The 16,094-nt window shown below is 65.6% G+C and carries 18 protein-coding genes and 1 pseudogene; 11 read left to right on the forward strand and 8 right to left on the reverse strand.

The window, feature by feature from the left end:
• Positions 1-98: 98 nt before the first annotated feature.
• From H9654_RS09505 to H9654_RS09520, 4 genes are all read right to left on the reverse strand, one after another.
• On the reverse strand, positions 99-833 hold the full coding sequence (locus tag H9654_RS09505; protein WP_191770642.1) for a class I SAM-dependent methyltransferase: 735 nt from the start codon (positions 831-833) through the stop codon (positions 99-101).
• A gap of 88 nt (positions 834-921) precedes the next feature.
• Positions 922-1,653: a class I SAM-dependent methyltransferase gene (locus tag H9654_RS09510; protein ID WP_191770643.1), complete on the reverse strand. Its 732-nt coding sequence runs from the start codon at positions 1,651-1,653 to the stop codon at positions 922-924.
• Positions 1,654-1,759: 106 nt separating this feature from the next.
• A complete protein-coding gene (locus tag H9654_RS09515; protein ID WP_191770644.1) occupies positions 1,760-2,641 on the reverse strand; it encodes a LysR substrate-binding domain-containing protein in 882 nt (293 codons plus the stop codon).
• Positions 2,642-2,671: 30 nt separating this feature from the next.
• The gene (locus H9654_RS09520) at positions 2,672-3,565 is read right to left on the reverse strand and encodes an SDR family NAD(P)-dependent oxidoreductase (protein WP_191770645.1); all 894 of its coding nucleotides are present in this window, start codon (positions 3,563-3,565) and stop codon (positions 2,672-2,674) included.
• 264 nt (positions 3,566-3,829) lie between these two features.
• Between H9654_RS09520 and H9654_RS09525 the strand changes: the two genes are divergently transcribed.
• The 5 genes from H9654_RS09525 (at position 3,830) to H9654_RS09545 (ending at position 6,363) form a co-directional block, all read left to right on the forward strand.
• Positions 3,830-4,570 carry an alpha/beta fold hydrolase gene (locus tag H9654_RS09525; RefSeq protein ID WP_191770646.1) on the forward strand — a complete coding sequence of 247 codons (741 nt, stop codon included), beginning with the start codon at positions 3,830-3,832 and terminating at the stop codon, positions 4,568-4,570.
• Positions 4,571-4,573: 3 nt separating this feature from the next.
• Positions 4,574-4,951 carry a VOC family protein gene (locus H9654_RS09530; protein ID WP_191770647.1) on the forward strand — a complete coding sequence of 126 codons (378 nt, stop codon included), beginning with the start codon at positions 4,574-4,576 and terminating at the stop codon, positions 4,949-4,951.
• Between the two features lie 46 nt (positions 4,952-4,997).
• Positions 4,998-5,330, forward strand: coding sequence for a DUF6966 domain-containing protein (locus H9654_RS09535; protein ID WP_191770648.1), 333 nt, complete (start codon positions 4,998-5,000; stop codon positions 5,328-5,330).
• A gap of 68 nt (positions 5,331-5,398) precedes the next feature.
• Entirely contained in the window at positions 5,399-5,782 is a 384-nt protein-coding gene (locus H9654_RS09540) for a YbjQ family protein (RefSeq protein WP_191770649.1), read from the forward strand.
• A gap of 164 nt (positions 5,783-5,946) precedes the next feature.
• Complete coding sequence (locus tag H9654_RS09545; protein ID WP_191770650.1) at positions 5,947-6,363, forward strand: YcxB family protein; 417 nt, start codon at positions 5,947-5,949, stop codon at positions 6,361-6,363.
• Between the two features lie 304 nt (positions 6,364-6,667).
• Here the strand turns inward: H9654_RS09545 and H9654_RS17890 are convergent, their stop codons facing one another.
• The 3 genes and pseudogenes from H9654_RS17890 to H9654_RS09555 form a co-directional block, all read right to left on the reverse strand.
• A complete protein-coding gene (locus tag H9654_RS17890; protein WP_263615080.1) occupies positions 6,668-6,790 on the reverse strand; it encodes a hypothetical protein in 123 nt (40 codons plus the stop codon).
• On the reverse strand, positions 6,787-7,698 hold the full coding sequence (locus tag H9654_RS09550) for an alpha/beta hydrolase (RefSeq protein WP_191770651.1): 912 nt from the start codon (positions 7,696-7,698) through the stop codon (positions 6,787-6,789). Before H9654_RS09550 ends, H9654_RS17890 begins: the two co-directional genes overlap by 4 nt.
• Positions 7,699-7,863: 165 nt before the next feature.
• Positions 7,864-8,786, reverse strand: a pseudogene (locus tag H9654_RS09555) (LysR family transcriptional regulator).
• A 99-nt stretch (positions 8,787-8,885) separates the two neighbouring features.
• Between H9654_RS09555 and H9654_RS09560 the strand changes: the two are divergent.
• The 5 genes from H9654_RS09560 to H9654_RS09580 all read left to right on the forward strand — a co-directional run bounded on the left by H9654_RS09560 (position 8,886) and on the right by H9654_RS09580 (position 14,231).
• Complete coding sequence (locus H9654_RS09560; protein ID WP_191770652.1) at positions 8,886-9,215, forward strand: nuclear transport factor 2 family protein; 330 nt, start codon at positions 8,886-8,888, stop codon at positions 9,213-9,215.
• A gap of 140 nt (positions 9,216-9,355) precedes the next feature.
• Entirely contained in the window at positions 9,356-10,300 is a 945-nt protein-coding gene (locus H9654_RS09565) for a hypothetical protein (protein WP_191770653.1), read from the forward strand.
• Between the two features lie 53 nt (positions 10,301-10,353).
• Positions 10,354-12,015, forward strand: coding sequence for a hypothetical protein (locus H9654_RS09570; RefSeq protein ID WP_191770654.1), 1,662 nt, complete (start codon positions 10,354-10,356; stop codon positions 12,013-12,015).
• A 195-nt stretch (positions 12,016-12,210) separates the two neighbouring features.
• Complete coding sequence (locus H9654_RS09575; RefSeq protein WP_191770655.1) at positions 12,211-13,023, forward strand: S1 family peptidase; 813 nt, start codon at positions 12,211-12,213, stop codon at positions 13,021-13,023.
• Between the two features lie 119 nt (positions 13,024-13,142).
• On the forward strand, positions 13,143-14,231 hold the full coding sequence (locus H9654_RS09580; RefSeq protein WP_191770656.1) for a DUF5694 domain-containing protein: 1,089 nt from the start codon (positions 13,143-13,145) through the stop codon (positions 14,229-14,231).
• A 75-nt stretch (positions 14,232-14,306) separates the two neighbouring features.
• Here H9654_RS09580 and H9654_RS09585 read toward each other — a convergent pair whose 3' ends face one another.
• On the reverse strand, positions 14,307-15,056 hold the full coding sequence (locus H9654_RS09585) for an SDR family oxidoreductase (protein ID WP_191770657.1): 750 nt from the start codon (positions 15,054-15,056) through the stop codon (positions 14,307-14,309).
• A 97-nt stretch (positions 15,057-15,153) separates the two neighbouring features.
• Here H9654_RS09585 and H9654_RS09590 point away from each other — a divergent pair, with 97 nt between their 5' ends.
• Positions 15,154-16,056 carry an AraC family transcriptional regulator gene (locus H9654_RS09590; protein WP_191770658.1) on the forward strand — a complete coding sequence of 301 codons (903 nt, stop codon included), beginning with the start codon at positions 15,154-15,156 and terminating at the stop codon, positions 16,054-16,056.
• Positions 16,057-16,094: the final 38 nt, after the last annotated feature.

Below are 16,094 nucleotides of genomic sequence, written 5' to 3' on the forward strand. Positions count from 1 at the left end.
CACCCTGGTAGCGCCGAGCCATGCTCGGCGGCTTTCCGTTCCGGCATCGGGATGCCTGACACACGCCACGCTGCGTGCCCGCCGAGCATGGCTCGGCGCTACGGCTTGGTGCAGGAGAACCACGCGGCCAAGCCGTTGCGCAGCAGGTCATCCCAGTATCCCGCCGGCTGGGCCAGCCGGTCCTGCTCCAACAGGCAGGGGGCCTGCCACACCAGGTCGGTGAAACCCGCCTGCGCGAATGCGTGCTCGTAATGCTCGCGTGCCCAGCGGAACACGGTGATGCGCGCCGGTGGATCGCCCGGGAACTCCATCTCCATCTTCGCGCCCTGCTGCCACGGCACATCATCCAGCACCCGCACGCCGTACTTCGAACAATCACCATTGGCCAGGCAATAATCAGGATTCATCGTCTCCACGGCGATCCTGCCACCGGCGCGTACGTGCTCGAACGCCGCCGCGGCCATCCGTGCGAGCTCGTCCAGCGACTGCGCGTAGTTGAACAGGAAGGCGGCCACCGCCAGGTCGTACTCGCGCACCGGTGCCAACTGCAGGAAGTCACTGGCCTGGAAGGTCATCGCGTCGCCGGCACTCGCCGATACCCGCCTCCCCAATGCCACCATCTCCGGCGACTGGTCCACACCGTGCGCGCTGGCGGCGCCGGCCAGCAGCATTGCCCTGCCATAAAAGCCGAAACCGCAGGCCAGATCCAGCACGCTGCGGCCCGTCACATCGCCGGCCATGTGCTGCATGGTCCGCAGTTCGGCCCTGCGCGTGGGCGATGCGTTGGCATACGCCGCGTACTGGCCTGCGATGTCATCGTAGTGCGCTTTCATCGTGGAAATCCTCTTCAACAGAGGTTTCCACGCTACGCAACGTCGCCTACGCATTGAAGAGGCGAAAGCGAAACCGCCCACGCCCGTTTCAGCGTTCGCACACCAGGTTCACCGACATGCAGTTGTGCACGTAGCCCTCCCAGTAACCTTCAGCGCGCGCATCGATATCGGCCCGCTCCAGCACCGGCTCATGCCAGCTGACCGCGCTGAAGCCGGCCGCGCGGATGGCCTGCTCGTAATGTGCACGCTCCCAGCGGTAGTTGGTGATCAACGCCGGCGGCGTACCCGGAAACTCCAGCCGCAGCCGCGCACCCTGCTTCCAGGGTGTCTCTTCCAGAACCTTCACCCCGTACGCCGCGTAGTCCCCCAGGCCCAGCCGGTAGTCCGGATTCAAGGTCTGCACCACAAGTTTGCCGCCATGCTTCACATGCGGGATGACCGCGGAGAACATCCTTTGCAGTTCGTCCAGCGAAGCGGCGTAGTTGAACAGATACGCAGCCAGCACGATGTCATGCTCGCTGCCTGATGGCATATCCATCACATCGTGGGTCTGGAAGGTCATGCCATCGCCGCGATAGGTGGACAGGGCGCGGGCGAAATCGATCATGCCCTGCGACTGGTCCACGCCATGCGCACTTCCCGCGCCGTGACGCAGGAATTCGCGTCCGTAGTAGCCCGATCCGCAGGCCAGGTCCAGCACGCTTTTTCCTTTCACCTCGCCGGACAAGCGCAGCATCGTGCGTACTTCGATGGGCCGGGTCGGCGAGGCATTGGCGTAGGCCATGTACTGGTCGACGATACTGTCATAGCTTGCACTCATCACATCTTCCTTGGATCACCAGAACCGTGAGTGCAAACGCTATAGGCTGGTGATTCGCCATTGAAGAGGCAAACGCGACGCGCAGTATCGCAACACCCTCCGCCCTTCACCCGCTACGCGCCATTCCCATGAACGCATGCAGGGCCGGATTATCCACATCGGTGCGCAGGCAGAAACTCAAGCTGAAATGCGCATCGTCCGACTGCACGGGGCGGTAACAGACCTCCGTATCGCGGAATCCCACCATGCTGGATGGCACGATGGCGATACCGGTCTCCACCGCCACCAATGACAGCACCGCATGCATGCCGTGTGCTTCCTGCACCACCTTGGGCATGAATCCCGCAGCTACGCACTGGCGCATCACATGCGAATGAAATCCCTCACCTTCCACGGCGGGCCAGCTGACGAACTCCTCACCGGCAAGATCCTCCATCCGCAAGGCAACGACGGACGCCAACGGGTGTGCGTGCGGCAAGGCAATAGCCAGCGCGTCCACATCGAAGTCCTGCAGCTGCATCCCCGGCGAAGCGGGAATGGGAGGAATGAGCACGCCCAGGTCGATCTCGCCTTTGGCCAGCATGTGCTGCTGCTGGCGCGAGGTCGCCTCGCGCAACTCCAGGCGCACCTGCGGGTGGCTGCGCCTGAACGTACGGATCAGCGGCGGCAGGCGGCCGTACAGCGCGCTGCCGACATACGCCACGCGCACCTGTCCGCTGCGTCCTGCCGCGGCCTCGCGCGTGGCCTCCACCGCGTGGGCGGCCTGCTGCAGGGTGTGCCGCGCTTGCACCAGCAAAACCTCCCCGGCAGCAGTAAGCCCCACGGTGCGATGGCCGCGTATCACCAGCAGCGCCCCGATCTGCTCTTCCAGCCGGCGGATCGCCGCAGTCAGCGGGGGCTGTGACATATGCAGGCGCGCGGCGGCGCGGTGGAAATGTTGTTCTTCCGCACCAGCGACGAACTGGCGCAGCAAACGAAGATCGATCATGGCAACCGCGCGTGGAATGGCCGGCTCAGGTTAGCAGTCCCGGTGCCTGCTCCGCGGTTCGATCGCCGGCAGCGCAATCTCCGGCCACGCCGCATCGAAAGCCTGCACGCTGGCGGCGGCCACACCCTGCAGATCGCGCGGGTAGCTCACGCCGGCAGGCTCCTGCGTGCGCGTCGCATGGAACTGGCCATTGCTGGCGCGCAATACCCAGCCGCCCTGCACGCAGCGCGGCGAGGCCAGCCAGGCCACACCGGGTGCCACGGTATCTGGATGCAGTTCATCGGGTTCGCCGTACACGCCCCACATGCGCGTCTTGGCCACCGGCGATACCGCATTGACGATGATGTTGTCCGCCTCGCCCTCTGCAGCCAGCACGTTCATCAGACCCACTGCGGCGCTCTTGGCCATCGCGTAGCTGGCCAGCCCGTGCTGCACGTACTGCGGGTACAACGCCCGGTCGGAGGTGGTCAGCACGATGCGCCCGCCTCCTGCCGCACGCATCGCCGGCCACGCTGCCTGGGCCAGCCATAAAGGCGCTTTGGTGGCGATATCCAGCATGTGCTCCAGCTGTACCTCGCTGATGTCTTCGATGCGCTGGTAATGCACCCAACCGGCATTGTGGATGATGAAGTCCAGCCGCCCGTGCTGGGCCAGAACCTCGTCGACCAATGCGTGACACTGCGCGCGCGTATCGATGGCGAGCCCGCAGCTGGTGACATCCAGACCGTCCACGCGCAGGCGTGCAGCGGCACTGGCCACCCGTCCCGGGTCACGCCCTTCGCCATCGCGGTCGGCGCCGACGTCCTGCATCACGACCCTGGCGCCGAGGCATGCCAGCAGGCGCGTATAAGCCAGGCCCAAGCCACCCGCCGCGCCGGTGACGAGGCCAACCTGTCCCTTGAAATCAAGGGGGGTATCCGTCATCCACACAGCGTGGACTGGCAGGGCAACGGCGGCCAATACCGTTCACAGGCGGGGTTGATCCGTTATGGGTATCGAAGGGCGTAGCGTCAATGCTGGCAAGGCCGTGAGCCGAATAGGCCGTCTATTCGGCTCACCGGATGAGCCGAATAAACGTCGCATTCGACACAGTGAGCCCCCAGCTCCCTTCGTACTATCATCGAATACTGCCAAACCATTCTGGCCAGAATGGCACGCTACAGGCCCACCTAACCCTTCATATCGACAATGACGAACGGCTCCGCCCCCCTTCTGATCATCCTGCCAGGGCTCGATGGGAGCGGCCGCCTGTCCGTCCCTTTCATGCACGCGCTCGAGGCGCAGGGGATTGAGTCCCAGGTCATCGCATATCCGAAAGACCGGGCGATGGGATATGACGCACTGCGTGATTGGCTTCGCCCCCAGCTGCTCCGGCAACCGCCCTTCGTGTTGCTCGGTGAATCATTTGCGGGTCCCTTGGCGGTAATGCTCGGGACGAGCGGGCTGACCTCGCTTCGCGGCATCATCCTCTCCACCACGTTTGCACGTGCCCCGGTGCCTGCCCCGTCTGTGTTGGCCCGCGTGCTGCAGTTGCCGCTCCCGCTGCCGCCTGTCGCGCCGCTGGCCAGGCTTCTGCTTGGACGCTGGCGGACGCCATCATTGGAAAGCGCGCTGCGTGCTGCGCTGGCCGGCACGTCGCCGTCGGTGCTGCGTGCACGCGCAGTGGAGACGCTGCGGATCGACGTTCGGGCGTTGCTCCCCCTGGTCTCAACGCCTGTCCTTTGCCTGCATGCAAACGAGGATCGACTGTTGCAGGCCAGCGCTTTGCGATCGATCGAGCGTGGACTCCAGCAGCAAGCTCACTCGCACCTCTTGGACGGGCCACACCTGCTGCTCCAGGCCCAGCCCGTTGAAGCTGCAGCCCGCGTGGCAAGTTGGTTGCGCACACTGGATCGTGGCACCCTCCCGCATGCACCCCCAGAGGCGTAGAGCATGATCGATCTCCAGGCCACCGACGTCCGGACGTTCCTTCCTTCCCGGGACTTTGCACTCTCGCAAGCCTTCTACGAAGCGCTGGGCTGCGAGCGCGAGTGGGCGGACGACAACCTGGCCCTGTTCAAGCTCGGCCCCTCGCGCTTCTACCTGCAACGCGGCTATGCGAAGGAATGGGCGGAGAACACCATGCTGCATGTTTCCGTGCAGGACGCTGCCGCCTGCTTCAACGCCATCCGCGCACTGCTGGACACCGGCAAGTACCCCGGCGCGCGGGTGGCACCCCCACGGAGCGAGCCCTATGGAGCGCAGGTAACCTACGTCTGGGATCCCGCAGGTGTGCTGTTGCACCTCGCGCAGTGGGATGCCAAAGACTGACCGTGGCAGGGTCTCCTGCCGCAGTCTTGCCAGTATAGTCAGCCGCATGGAAGACAGAGCCGCGCAACTGGATGAGCTGATCATGGAACTGAGTGCGCTCTGCGACCTGCTGGCACACGACAGCAGGTGCGAATGGCGGCGCCACTTCGTTTCCTGCCTGCGGCAGGCCGAGGCACTTGCCGCAACTCCGCACGACCAACCCTCCCTCAACATGCTCTCAGGCTCGGTCATGTCCGTGTTCGGCGGCATGGGCAGCTTCAACGACTACGTACCCTTCAAGCACGGCCGCCTGATTGCCGGCATGGAAGCACTGGACGAAGCTTCCGGGCGGGTCTATCAGGCTGCCCTGGCGCTGCGGGTGATCGCAGCGCGCGACTGACGCCGACCGGTTGCCGCGCCTGCCGCGCGATCAACCATCCCCCTCACCCACACCACTTCGAGACATCCATGGCTGACCCCTACAACACGGCTCGACGTCCTGCCGGCGATGCGCGCCTGGACGATTCGATGATCACCACCGCATTTGAATTGCCGGGCTTCCGCGTGGTGCAGAACATCGGCGTGGTGCGCGGCATCACCGTGCGCTCGCGTTCGATCGTCGGCAACTTCCTCGGCGGCATCCAGACCCTGTTCGGCGGCAACATCACCATCTACACCCAGCTGTGCGAGCAGGCACGCGAAGAGACCTACCGGGACATGGTGAAGCACGCACGCATGCTGGGCGCCAACGCGATCATCGGCATGCGCTACGACGCCACCGACATCATGACCGGGCTGACCGAGGTGCTGTGCTATGGCACGGCGGTCATTGTTGAACCTGCGGGAAGCTGACGCGTTGGCAGGGGGCTGATCGCCTGCGGGGCTGTGCTCAGGCCGATGCAGGCTCCGCGCAGCGGGCAGCGCTGTGTAGCCTGTATCCACTCAAACGCCGGACGTAACCTCTGGACGCGCCCAGCTGCTGCATTGAAGATGGGCCATCCCAAACGGAGCCCGGCATGGATCCGGCAGCACCCTTCCAGTTCGAGGTTCGATACCGTCCCGGCGAGTATCTTGCTCTCCTGCGCGAGCATATCCATACCACGATCATGCCGACGAACCGCCGCTGGTGGAACCTGCTGTTCGTGAACCTGATGCTGGGCACCTTCGCCCTCGGGCTGTTCGCCTGGAAGTCCTTCCGGGTCGGCCGCTGCCGGTTTGAAATGGACGCGCAAGGCTTCATCCGCCACAGCCGGGGCGGGCCGCAATCGGTTTCGTGGACAGCGGTGAAGAAGCTGCACTGGTACCGGCATGCGATGCTGATGGAACTCAGCGAATCGGAGGTGCCGATTCCGTACCGCGTGCTGGAACCTGGGCAACGTGAGCGGATCGCTGCCTGGGTAGCAGGTTGCAGGCCGGAATCCCAGGCCACCTGAGTCCTCTTGGCAGGCGTCAGTTCTGCCGCACCGGCGGCTGGTCCAGGAAAGCTATCAGCGCAGGCCATCTCGCCGAACAATACCAACATCGGCATGTGCAGCGCTGTCTTTGCGAAGCCTGCGAAATCCTTCGCATCCTGCTCGAAGTTCCTGAAGTACTCGAAGCCGGAGCGCATGCCACCGGGCCGTGCATAGTCGGCAGCGTAGAACTGGCGGTCGGCCCCCGGGATCGACTTGCTGCGGTCTGCGGCGAAGTCGTTCCAGAAGTGCTCAAAGTGGATGCGCTCACGGCCGTGGACCAGCTTCAGCGGGGTCTCGCGTAGCTCTGGATCGCGGCGGGTCTGGCGGCCTGCGCGGTGGCCTGGATGGCCAGCAGCACCATCAGCGCGAAGGACGTGCGGCACAAGGAACGCGGGGGCAGGTTCATTGCAGTCTCCAGTCCGGGGTAGCAAGGCGCGCTTCGATCCACTGCTTGAACTCGTGCATCACCTGCTCGCGTCCGACATCGTTGAGCAGGTCATGCGCGTGCTCCGGGTACAGCCGCAGTGTCTTGTCGGCAGATCCTGCGGCGCCATGGAACAGTTGGCTGCCGCCGGGCACGGTGACCTTGTCGGCGGTGCCATGGGCGATCAACACCGGCAGGCGCAGCGTCGGAAAGCCACGCCGCAGCCGGTCGCTGCCTGCCAGCATCTGCGCCACCGTCAGCGCGGTCTGCCTCTCCCCCGCGATAAGCGGGTCCGCATCAAGCGCGGCGACCGCATCGGGCATCCGCGAAAACTCCTTGTTCGGCAGCTTCAGCACCCGCAGCTTCGGGAATGGTCCGCTGAGCCAGCGCACCAGCGCCAGCACCGGGGCCGGTGCGGGAACCTGCAGGGCGAAGCTTTCGCAGATCAGCCCGGCCAGCTCATCCTGGTGTTCCAGGGCGTAGGCGCTTGCGATCACCCCGCCGGCACTATGGCCAAGCAGGAACACCGGTACGGCCGGCTCGCGCGACCGCGCCACGTCCATCACCGACTGCACGTCCGCCAGGTAATCGTCGAAGTGCTGCACATGGAAGCGCAGCCCGGTGGATTTGCCGCGCCCACGCAGATCGACGGCGTACACCGCCAGCCCGATCGCGGTGAACTGCGCGGCGGCCCACTGGTAGTGGCCGCTGTGTGAGTTGAATCCCGGCACGATCACCAGCACCGCGCGTAACAGTCCACTCGGTCGCCAACTGCGGATGAACAGCTCGCCCTCGCCACCTGCGATGAGCTCTTCGGTACGCGACGGGCCGGGCATGCGCGCATCAACCGGTGGCGCGTGTGCTGCAGCAGCAGGGAAGGTAGTGTCCATGGCAGATCCTCGGTGAAGGGGGAGGAAGCGAAGTCACGGACACCCACGAACGCCCCTTCGGGCGCCCGCCACGCTGCGTCACTGATGACCCCACAAAGGGGTCTACGCATATCCCGGCCGACACCGGCCAACGCAGATCGATGCTTCATGCCAGCCCGCAGCGACCTACGTCTGGATGTCCCTGCCCTGTCCCAGGTCACGGTCAAGCAGACAATCGATGAACGCACGCAGCGCCGGCAGCAGGTAGCGACGGCTGGAGTAGTACAGGAACAGGCCCGGCACGGTGGGGGACCAGTCGGCGAGCACGCGCTTCAATCGCCCATCCCGCAGTGCTTCGGCAATGCCGTCGTCGTTGTAGGCGTACAGGATCCCCAGCCCCTGCAGTGCGGCGGGCACCACGATGTCCTGGTGGTTGGACAGCACCTGCCCTCGGGGACGAACTCCACGCTCTTCCCTTTCCTGCGGAACTCCCAACTGGCGATCTTGCTACTGCCCGGGTAGCGCCACCCGATGCAGGCGTGCTGCTGCAGATCGGCCGGCACCTTGGGCTCGCCATGCCGCGCCAGGTAGCCGGGGGACGCCACCGCCAGCAGCTCCACATCCGGTGTCAGGCGCACCGCGATCATGTCTTTCTGCAGCCGCCCGCCCACCCGGATGCCGGCATCGAAGCCCTCGCTGGTGATATCACTCAAGCCATCGTCGATCACGATGTCGAGCACTACATCCGGATGGGCCTGCGCAAAGCGGCCCAGCCGCGGGGCGATGAGCTTGTGCGCTGCCATGCTGAGCGTATTGATCCGCAGCGTTCCTGCAGTTCGCGCGGTGCTGCCCACCGCCTGCGCGACGGCATCATCCATCTCGCGCAGCATCGGGGCGATACGCTCATGCAGCCGCCGTCCGGGCTCGGTGGGCGAAACACTGCGCGTGGTGCGGTTCAACAAGCGCACGCCCAGGCGCGCCTCCAACTGCCGCACGGTCTGGCTGAGCGCAGAGCGGGACAGCCCGAGATGGTCGGCGGCACGGGCGAAACTGGCCCGGTCGACTACCGCCGCGAAGGCTTTGAGTTCTGCGAATTCGGAGCCACGCATTGTGCCCTGATTCCTACATAGCCTGATCAGATAGTAGGCGATTCTGTTGACGGCAGGAACGGGCCATCCTGAGCCCCTGTCCTCAACCGGAGCCTGCCCATGAAAGACCTGAACCTGCCCGAGCCGATCATTGCCTACTTCAACGCCGACGCGAACGATGGGCGTGCCGTCGCCCGCTGCTTCAACCCGGATGGATCGGTGCGGGACGAGGGCAAGACCCACACCGGTCTTGCCGCCATCGAGGCCTGGAAAGCGCACACCGCCGACCGCTACCGCTACACCGCCACACCCATCAAGGTGGAAAAGAACGAGCGCACCTACTTCGTCACCAGCCACGTGGTGGGCGACTTCCCCGGCAGCCCGATCGACCTGCGTTACGCCTTCACCCTGGAACGCGGCAAGATCGCCACGCTGGAGATCCCGGGATGAACTTCGACCTCCAACTGGCCGTCGGCGGCACTATTCCCACGGCGTGAGCCGCACATCACGCCGCCCGATAGCCGTCCCAGGAACCGCTATGCTTGGCGCGGCATCAAACCCGCCTTCCATACCCTGCAGGACGCAGCACCATGATGGTCAAGAACGCATCCCTGCTGTGCTCAGCCGTGCTGGCGATGTCTGCTGCTTTGCTTGCTGCTGGGTGTGGCGGCACCACGCGGAAGACGGTCCTCTCCACTGACAGCCTGAAGGTGGTGGCGGTCACGGAGTCGACGTTGGATATCAACGTCAGCGAGTACCAGCACTACACGACGTATACGCTGTACGTCGATGGCACGGAGCTTTCAGACAAGGCATTCGCAGACCTGCTGCAGGATGCGGATGCCAGGGACGAGCAGATCGTCCACACCGATGCCATCGTGGTTGCCGAGGACACCGTCCTGCTGGCATCGCGCACCCGCGATGGGTCGGCCTGCTGGACAACGCACCTGTCCGCACACGGCGGCAAGGCGACGCTGGAAAAGATCATCACCAGCACGGTTGATTGCTCCCCAAGGCCCGCGCCGCCGGGCTGGAGTGCGCTGTACGATGAAGCCAGCAACCTGGTCCTGGTACGCACCCATCCCTTCGCGGTGCAATCGATCACCGGCTACTGGCAGGTCCTCTGGATCGAGGGCGACGTTGCGGCCCTGTACGCCGAGGAGCGGGCGAAGGAGCGACTCATCGTCAGGCTCGTACGGATATCCGCAGACGAAACGATTGCCGAGCAGCACCTGCCGATGAACACCTATGCGGAGCCCGATCTGCTTCATGCCTCGCCGCACGCACGCAGGCAATGGCTGTTCAGCAACTTTTCCGTCAGCCTGGGCGTTCCCGCCTCCATCCAGCTTCGTCCTGACAACACGCTCAAGACGATCACCCCGGAGGTCTGGGCGCAGTACCAGGAAATGGATCGGCAGAACAAGGAGGCCGATGCCCGCGCGAGTGCAGAAGGCCAGGCCCGCACCGACGCACTGTACCGGGAAGTGAGGGCAGCGGAGTCGGCCAAGGGCCACCCCGCGAGCCGGATCCAGTAGACGGCGGCATTGCTACACTCCCCCGCTTTCGATGGATATGGAGAGCAGGGCAAATGGACTTCCTCCAACGGCTGTACATCATCACGTGGGCGGCGATGGCGATGGTTGCCACCGCCACGTCGGCCGCCACCGTGGACTCCCACCCCGCTGTGCCGTCTGTTTACTACGTGCGCCATGCAGTGAGCAGCGGGCCGGATGCAGGCGATGAGACAACGCTGTCCGGCTATTACGAAGCGGCATTGCAGCCGGCGTCGCGCGCAGGCAGCCAGCTTCGAGTCCTGCCCATCTGGTCGCAACGCAGGGACGCGGCGGGTCACGCAAGCTATCTGATGGACCTGGACCCGCTCGACGCTGCCGACGCGGCGCAACTGGCCGTGCTTGCCGAAGGCTTCAGCGCCGGGGCAACGCGATCTGGCGAGTTCGGCGCGCTGCGTGCAACGGACCAGAGCGCATGGTCTGCACTGTCCCGGAAATCACCCGATGCGGCTGAGGCACTGCTCACCGGGCAACAGGCAGCGGGACTGCGGCCGGTGCGATTGCCCGCCACCGTGGCGGTGGGCGACGTTGTGGCAGAAACGCTGCGGATCGAACCCCATGGCAGCGTCCAGACGACCCTTAGTGTTATCGAAGTCACCCCGGAGGCGGTGCTGATGGAGCTGTCCGTTGCAGGCCCCGGCGCGCAGGGCGACGGCCGGCTGGTGGTGGCGCGTGGCGACGGCATGCCGATCGAGCTGCGGATGGAAGTGCGGTACGCGGCCAGCAAAGGCCTGCCCGCATCCCTCCACCGCGTGCACCTGGCAGATACCGGGCACGACCCGATGCTGCAGATGAGCGAGGATGTCGAGAGCTACGTCAGCTATGCCGAGCAGGTGAACCAGACGCTGCAGCGCCCGCCTTTCAGCGGCGTTGCGCCGGATTCTTCGGCCTACACGCACCGCGCGGCGGCACTGGGCCAACTGGAGGACTACATGGTGGGCGCGGCCTCTCTGCCCACGTTGATGCCGTACATGGGCTCGTTCTGGATTCCCGCAGAGGGCGGGACAGGGCGCTGGTTGGCGATAGGCGCGCGTTCCAGCCTGGAACGCGATCCATCGGCCGGGCAAGGACAGCACGAGCGCATCCTGATGTCCCGCCTGCACGACGTGGCGATGCTGGATGCGGATGGGGCGGAGATCGCCGGACTGCCGACCAAACGGGTAACGCCTACGCTGTTCTTGCCGGAAAAGTATTCAGTCACGCAGAACGAGGTGAGCTTCCCCTTCCATGTGCCACTGGGCGCGCCGCGTGATGTGTTGGGCCGCATCGAAGCGGTGCGCATGTCCGTCGACGCCGAAGTCTATGCGTTCGAGACGACCGAGATCCTGCAGCCTGGCGAACGTTCCGCGCTCAATCCTGACATCACCTTGTTGCGCCCCGCTGCCCATCGCGCGACGCTGCTGCAGGGCAGGCAGTCCTGGAAGGCGAAGACCGGCCTGTACAGCGTGGTCGTGCCGCTGGATGAGGAAGGAAACGTGTTGCCGTCCGAGCAGATGATCATTGCCCCGCTGAAGCCCGCGCAGCCGACGCGGCTGGCGCAGGTGCCACTTGCCTGGGAGAACGGCAGCCTGCCGATGCGAACCGAGATCGCCACCGCCCGGCCCATCGCCAAGCTGCAGGTGCGCCACTATCGCTGGAGCTCGGTGCCCACGACGTGGACCTTCCCGATGCGCGAGTGATGATGGCCCGTACCGGGATAAGACACCTGTTCCAGGCGTGCTTTTCCCGGCTTCGTCGCCGTAACCTCTGCTTTGTCGCATGACGGCTACCGGTCCGGGCGGGATCCGCTAACGTGTCCTGATGGCCCGCCAAGGCGCGCCGTCGCCGCACAGCGGCTTCCTCTGGACCCAATGCCGACAGGGACGTAGATACACATGAAACGCTGGCTTTTCCTGGCTGTGATCAGCCTGCCCTTCACCGCCGCTGCGGTTGTCATCCGCGGCGATGTGGACGATGCCGAGTACCGTATCGATGGTTCGGCATTTCCCGCATTGGCCGACATGCCCGGCGAAGGCCACGGTGCGCTCATCGCCCCGCGCTGGGTGGTTACCGCAGCGCACGCAGCGCCGATGGAGGGAATGCACGCACAGGTGACGATCGACGGCCAGGCCTACGCGGTGGAGCGCGTGTTCGTGCATCCTGACTACAGGCGCATGCCGGATTTACTCGGTCAGGAAGCGCTGGCGACGGGAAGCCCGTCCCGGATCCATGCCTTCCTCGCAGCCTCGGACGATATCGCTCTGGTCAAGCTCGCCTCGCCCGCAGCACACGTACGGCCCATGCAGATATACCGCGGCAACGAGGAGGTCGCCCGCATCGCCACCTTCATCGGCAAGGGCGCCACCGGCAACGGCGACCGCGGCCAGAACCTGCACGATGCGCACAGGAACACGCTGCGACGGGCGGAAAATGCTATCACCGGAGCCAATGCGCGTTATCTCTGGTATCGCTTCGATGCCCCGCCGCACGCGCTGCCACATGAAGGCGTGCTGGGCAGTGGAGACAGTGGCGGGCCGCTGATGATCCAGGACAAGGAGGGCTGGCAGCTTATCGGGCTGGGCTCGTGGATCACCGCGGTGCCGGAGCACGCGTTGGAGGCGGGATTCTATGGCCAGGTGGTCCACAACGTACGCATTTCGCGCTATGCGGACTGGATCGACAGCGTGCTGCAGCGAGAAGGGGACTGATTCCCCGCTGATGCAGCAGCCGGCGTAAAGGTTGCAATGACCAACGGGGCTTTCCCCTGCCCCGCACGTGCGCCACCATCGGCTGCAGGCAAGGCACCCGTCCTTGCGGGGACGGCAGCATGATCAGGCGCATCGGCAGTATGTTCATTCTTGGGCTGTGCAGCGCCGCCGCGCTGGCCGCCACCCCCGGCTATCAGCCCAGCTTCCACCCGGACCAGCTGAAGGGCCCGCCCGCCGGCCGCCCCAACGAGGTGCTGGTGCTGGGTTCGCCGCACCTTTCCGCCCTGCCCGACACCTTCGCGCCGGCCCAATTGGAGCCGTTGCTGGAGCGCCTTCAAGCCTGGAAACCGGACGCGATCGCGGTTGAAGCGATATCCGGCATGCAATGCGATTACATGCGTCGGTTCCCTACCCGTTACGTGGACAGCATCGACAGCTACTGCCCGGACCTTGCCCCGGCGCAGGCCGCCACCGGACTGGATGTGCCGGCGGCCAACGCGGAAGCAGAACGCCTGCTGGCTACCTGGCCCACCGAGCCGACTGCAGCGCAGCGACGCCACTTGGCCGCCGTGTTCCTTGCGGCCGGTGAGCGCAATTCGGCCCTGGTGCAATGGCTGCGGCTGCCGACGGCGCAACGCAGGGCGGCCGACGGGTTGAACGATGAGTTGGTGGCCTATCTGGACAAGCGCCTGCAACGTCGTGACGAGTCCCTGCTGGTGGCGGCTACGCTCGCCGCACGGCTCGGCCTGGAACGGGTATGGGCGGTGGATGACCATACTGCCGATTCGGCCACGCCCAAGGAACTGAAAAAGGCCTCTGGCGAGGCGATCATGAAGGCGTGGGACAACCCGTATACCAAGGCGCGCACCGAGGCGGACGTGGCGCTGCACGCCAACCTGGGCAAGCCCGATGGCCTGCTGGCGATCTACCGCACGTACAACGCCCCGGAAGCGGCGATGCAGGCGTTCCATGCCGACTTCGGCGCCGCCCTGGTGGAGCCTTCGCCGCAGGCATTCGGACGCAACTACGTGGGCTACTGGGAAACCCGCAACCTGCGCATGGTCGCCAACATCCGCGACGTGCTCGGGCAGACGCCCGGCACGCGCATGCTGGCCATCGTCGGCGCGTCGCACAAACCGTATTACGAGGCCTATCTGCAGTTGATGCACGACGTGCAGCTGGTGGATGCCGGGGACGTGCTGCGCTGAGCTTGCCGACGATGCTCCAAGACTGATGGAAGATCCGCAGGGCGTTATCTGACCCAGTTCAAACCGTCGGCCGCCTCACCCTGCCTCGCGCATCCATTCCTCTGCGTCCTTGCCGGCCGGCGTCCGCAGCGGCGTGCCCGGGTCGGTCACCGCACGCCACACTGCCTCGGCCACGTCCTGCGCCTCGGTGACCGGCCCACTGGTATCGCGGAAACCTGCCAGGATGCCCTGCACCATCGGTCCGTAGTCCGGGTGTTCCAATCCGCCAAGATGCACGCCCGCATTCGCACCGAAGCGCGTGGTCGGCGAGCGCCCCGGCAGCACCAGCCGCACCCGCACGCCGAAGGGTTCCACTTCGATCGCCAGTGATTGGGTGAAGGCATTCACCGCGGCCTTGCTGGCCGAGTACACGCCCACCAACGGCAGCGCCTTCAGGGTCACCGAGGAGGTCACGTTGACGATCACCCCGGCACCGCGCTCGCGCAGCTGCGGCAGCACCGCCTGGGTCATCGCCAGCGTGCCCAGGGTGTTGGTTTCAAACAGCGCGCGTGCGGTGTCCATCGGCGTCAGCTCCACCGGCACAGGCGCACCGAAGCCGGCGTTGTTCACCAGCGCGTCGAGTGGCCCGGCCTGCTCAATGGCGCGTGCGATGCTGTCAGCATCGGTGATATCCAGTGCCAGCACACGGAGGCGATCGGAAGCAGGCAGCAGCTCGGCGTCGGGGGTGCGCATGGTGGCCACCACATCCCACCCGCGTGCCAGGAACAGACGGGCGGTTTCCAACCCGAAGCCGGAGGAACAGCCGGTAATCATCACAGTCGACATCAGCAAACCTCTACGTGGGAACAGGTGTCCATGGTCGGTCCCGTCCGCAGGACGCGCTACACTCCAGCGTCCATATAACCTCTCTGATCGTCCTGCCATGTCCGATCCCCTGTCCGAGGTTGTCGCCCTGTTGCAGCCGACTGCGCGCTACTCCAAGCGGGTGGAGGGGGCGGGTGAATGGTGCATTCGACGCGACATTCCGGGTGAACCGTTCTACGCCGCCGTGCTGGAAGGTGGCTGCCAGCTGATGATCAACGAAGGCGCGCCCATCAGGCTGCAGGCCGGCGACTTCGTGCTGATACCGGCCGTGCACGCGCTGGTGACCGCCAGCCTGGATGCGGCGCCGGACCTGCCCGCTACGCTGCCCACGCAGCTCGGCGAGGACCATTTCCGCATCGGCCGCCAGCACGGACCGGTGGACCTGCGCATGCAGGTCGGCCACTGCCAGTTCGGGTCGCCGGATGCCGCGCTGCTGGTGGCGCTGCTGCCCGCCCTGGTGCACGTGCGTGGGGAAGCACGGCTGACCGCGTTGGTGCGGATGGTCGGGGACGAAGCGCGCTCGCGGCGGCCGGCGCGCGAAGTGGTGCTGGAGCGCCTGCTGGACGTGCTGCTGATCGAGGCATTGCGCAGCCGGGGGACGCCTGCCGAAGGCACCGGGCTTGTGAGAGGGTTGGCCGATGAGCGCCTGGCCGTGGCACTGCGTGCGATGCATGCGCGGCCACAACACGGATGGACCGTGGCCGAACTTGCCGACCAGGCCGCGCTATCGCGCTCGGCGTTCTCGGCGCGGTTCACCAAGGTGGTCGGCGTGGCCCCGATGGAGTACCTGCTGACTTGGCGCATGGCACTGGCCAAGCGCCTGCTGCGCACCCGCGAACTCAGTCTGGAACAGGTGGCCGAACGCGTGGGCTATTCGGGCGCGGTGACCTTCAGCGTGGCTTTCGCGCGGCAGATGGGAATGTCGCCGACGCGGTATGCGCGTGTTGGGGAGCCGGTGTAAGGTTTGGCACCAGCCACCACATCGGCCACGAGAGCCAT

Origin of the sequence: Stenotrophomonas lacuserhaii, from assembly GCF_014836545.1 — a bacterium.
Taxonomy (GTDB): Bacteria; Pseudomonadota; Gammaproteobacteria; order Xanthomonadales; family Xanthomonadaceae; genus Stenotrophomonas; species Stenotrophomonas lacuserhaii.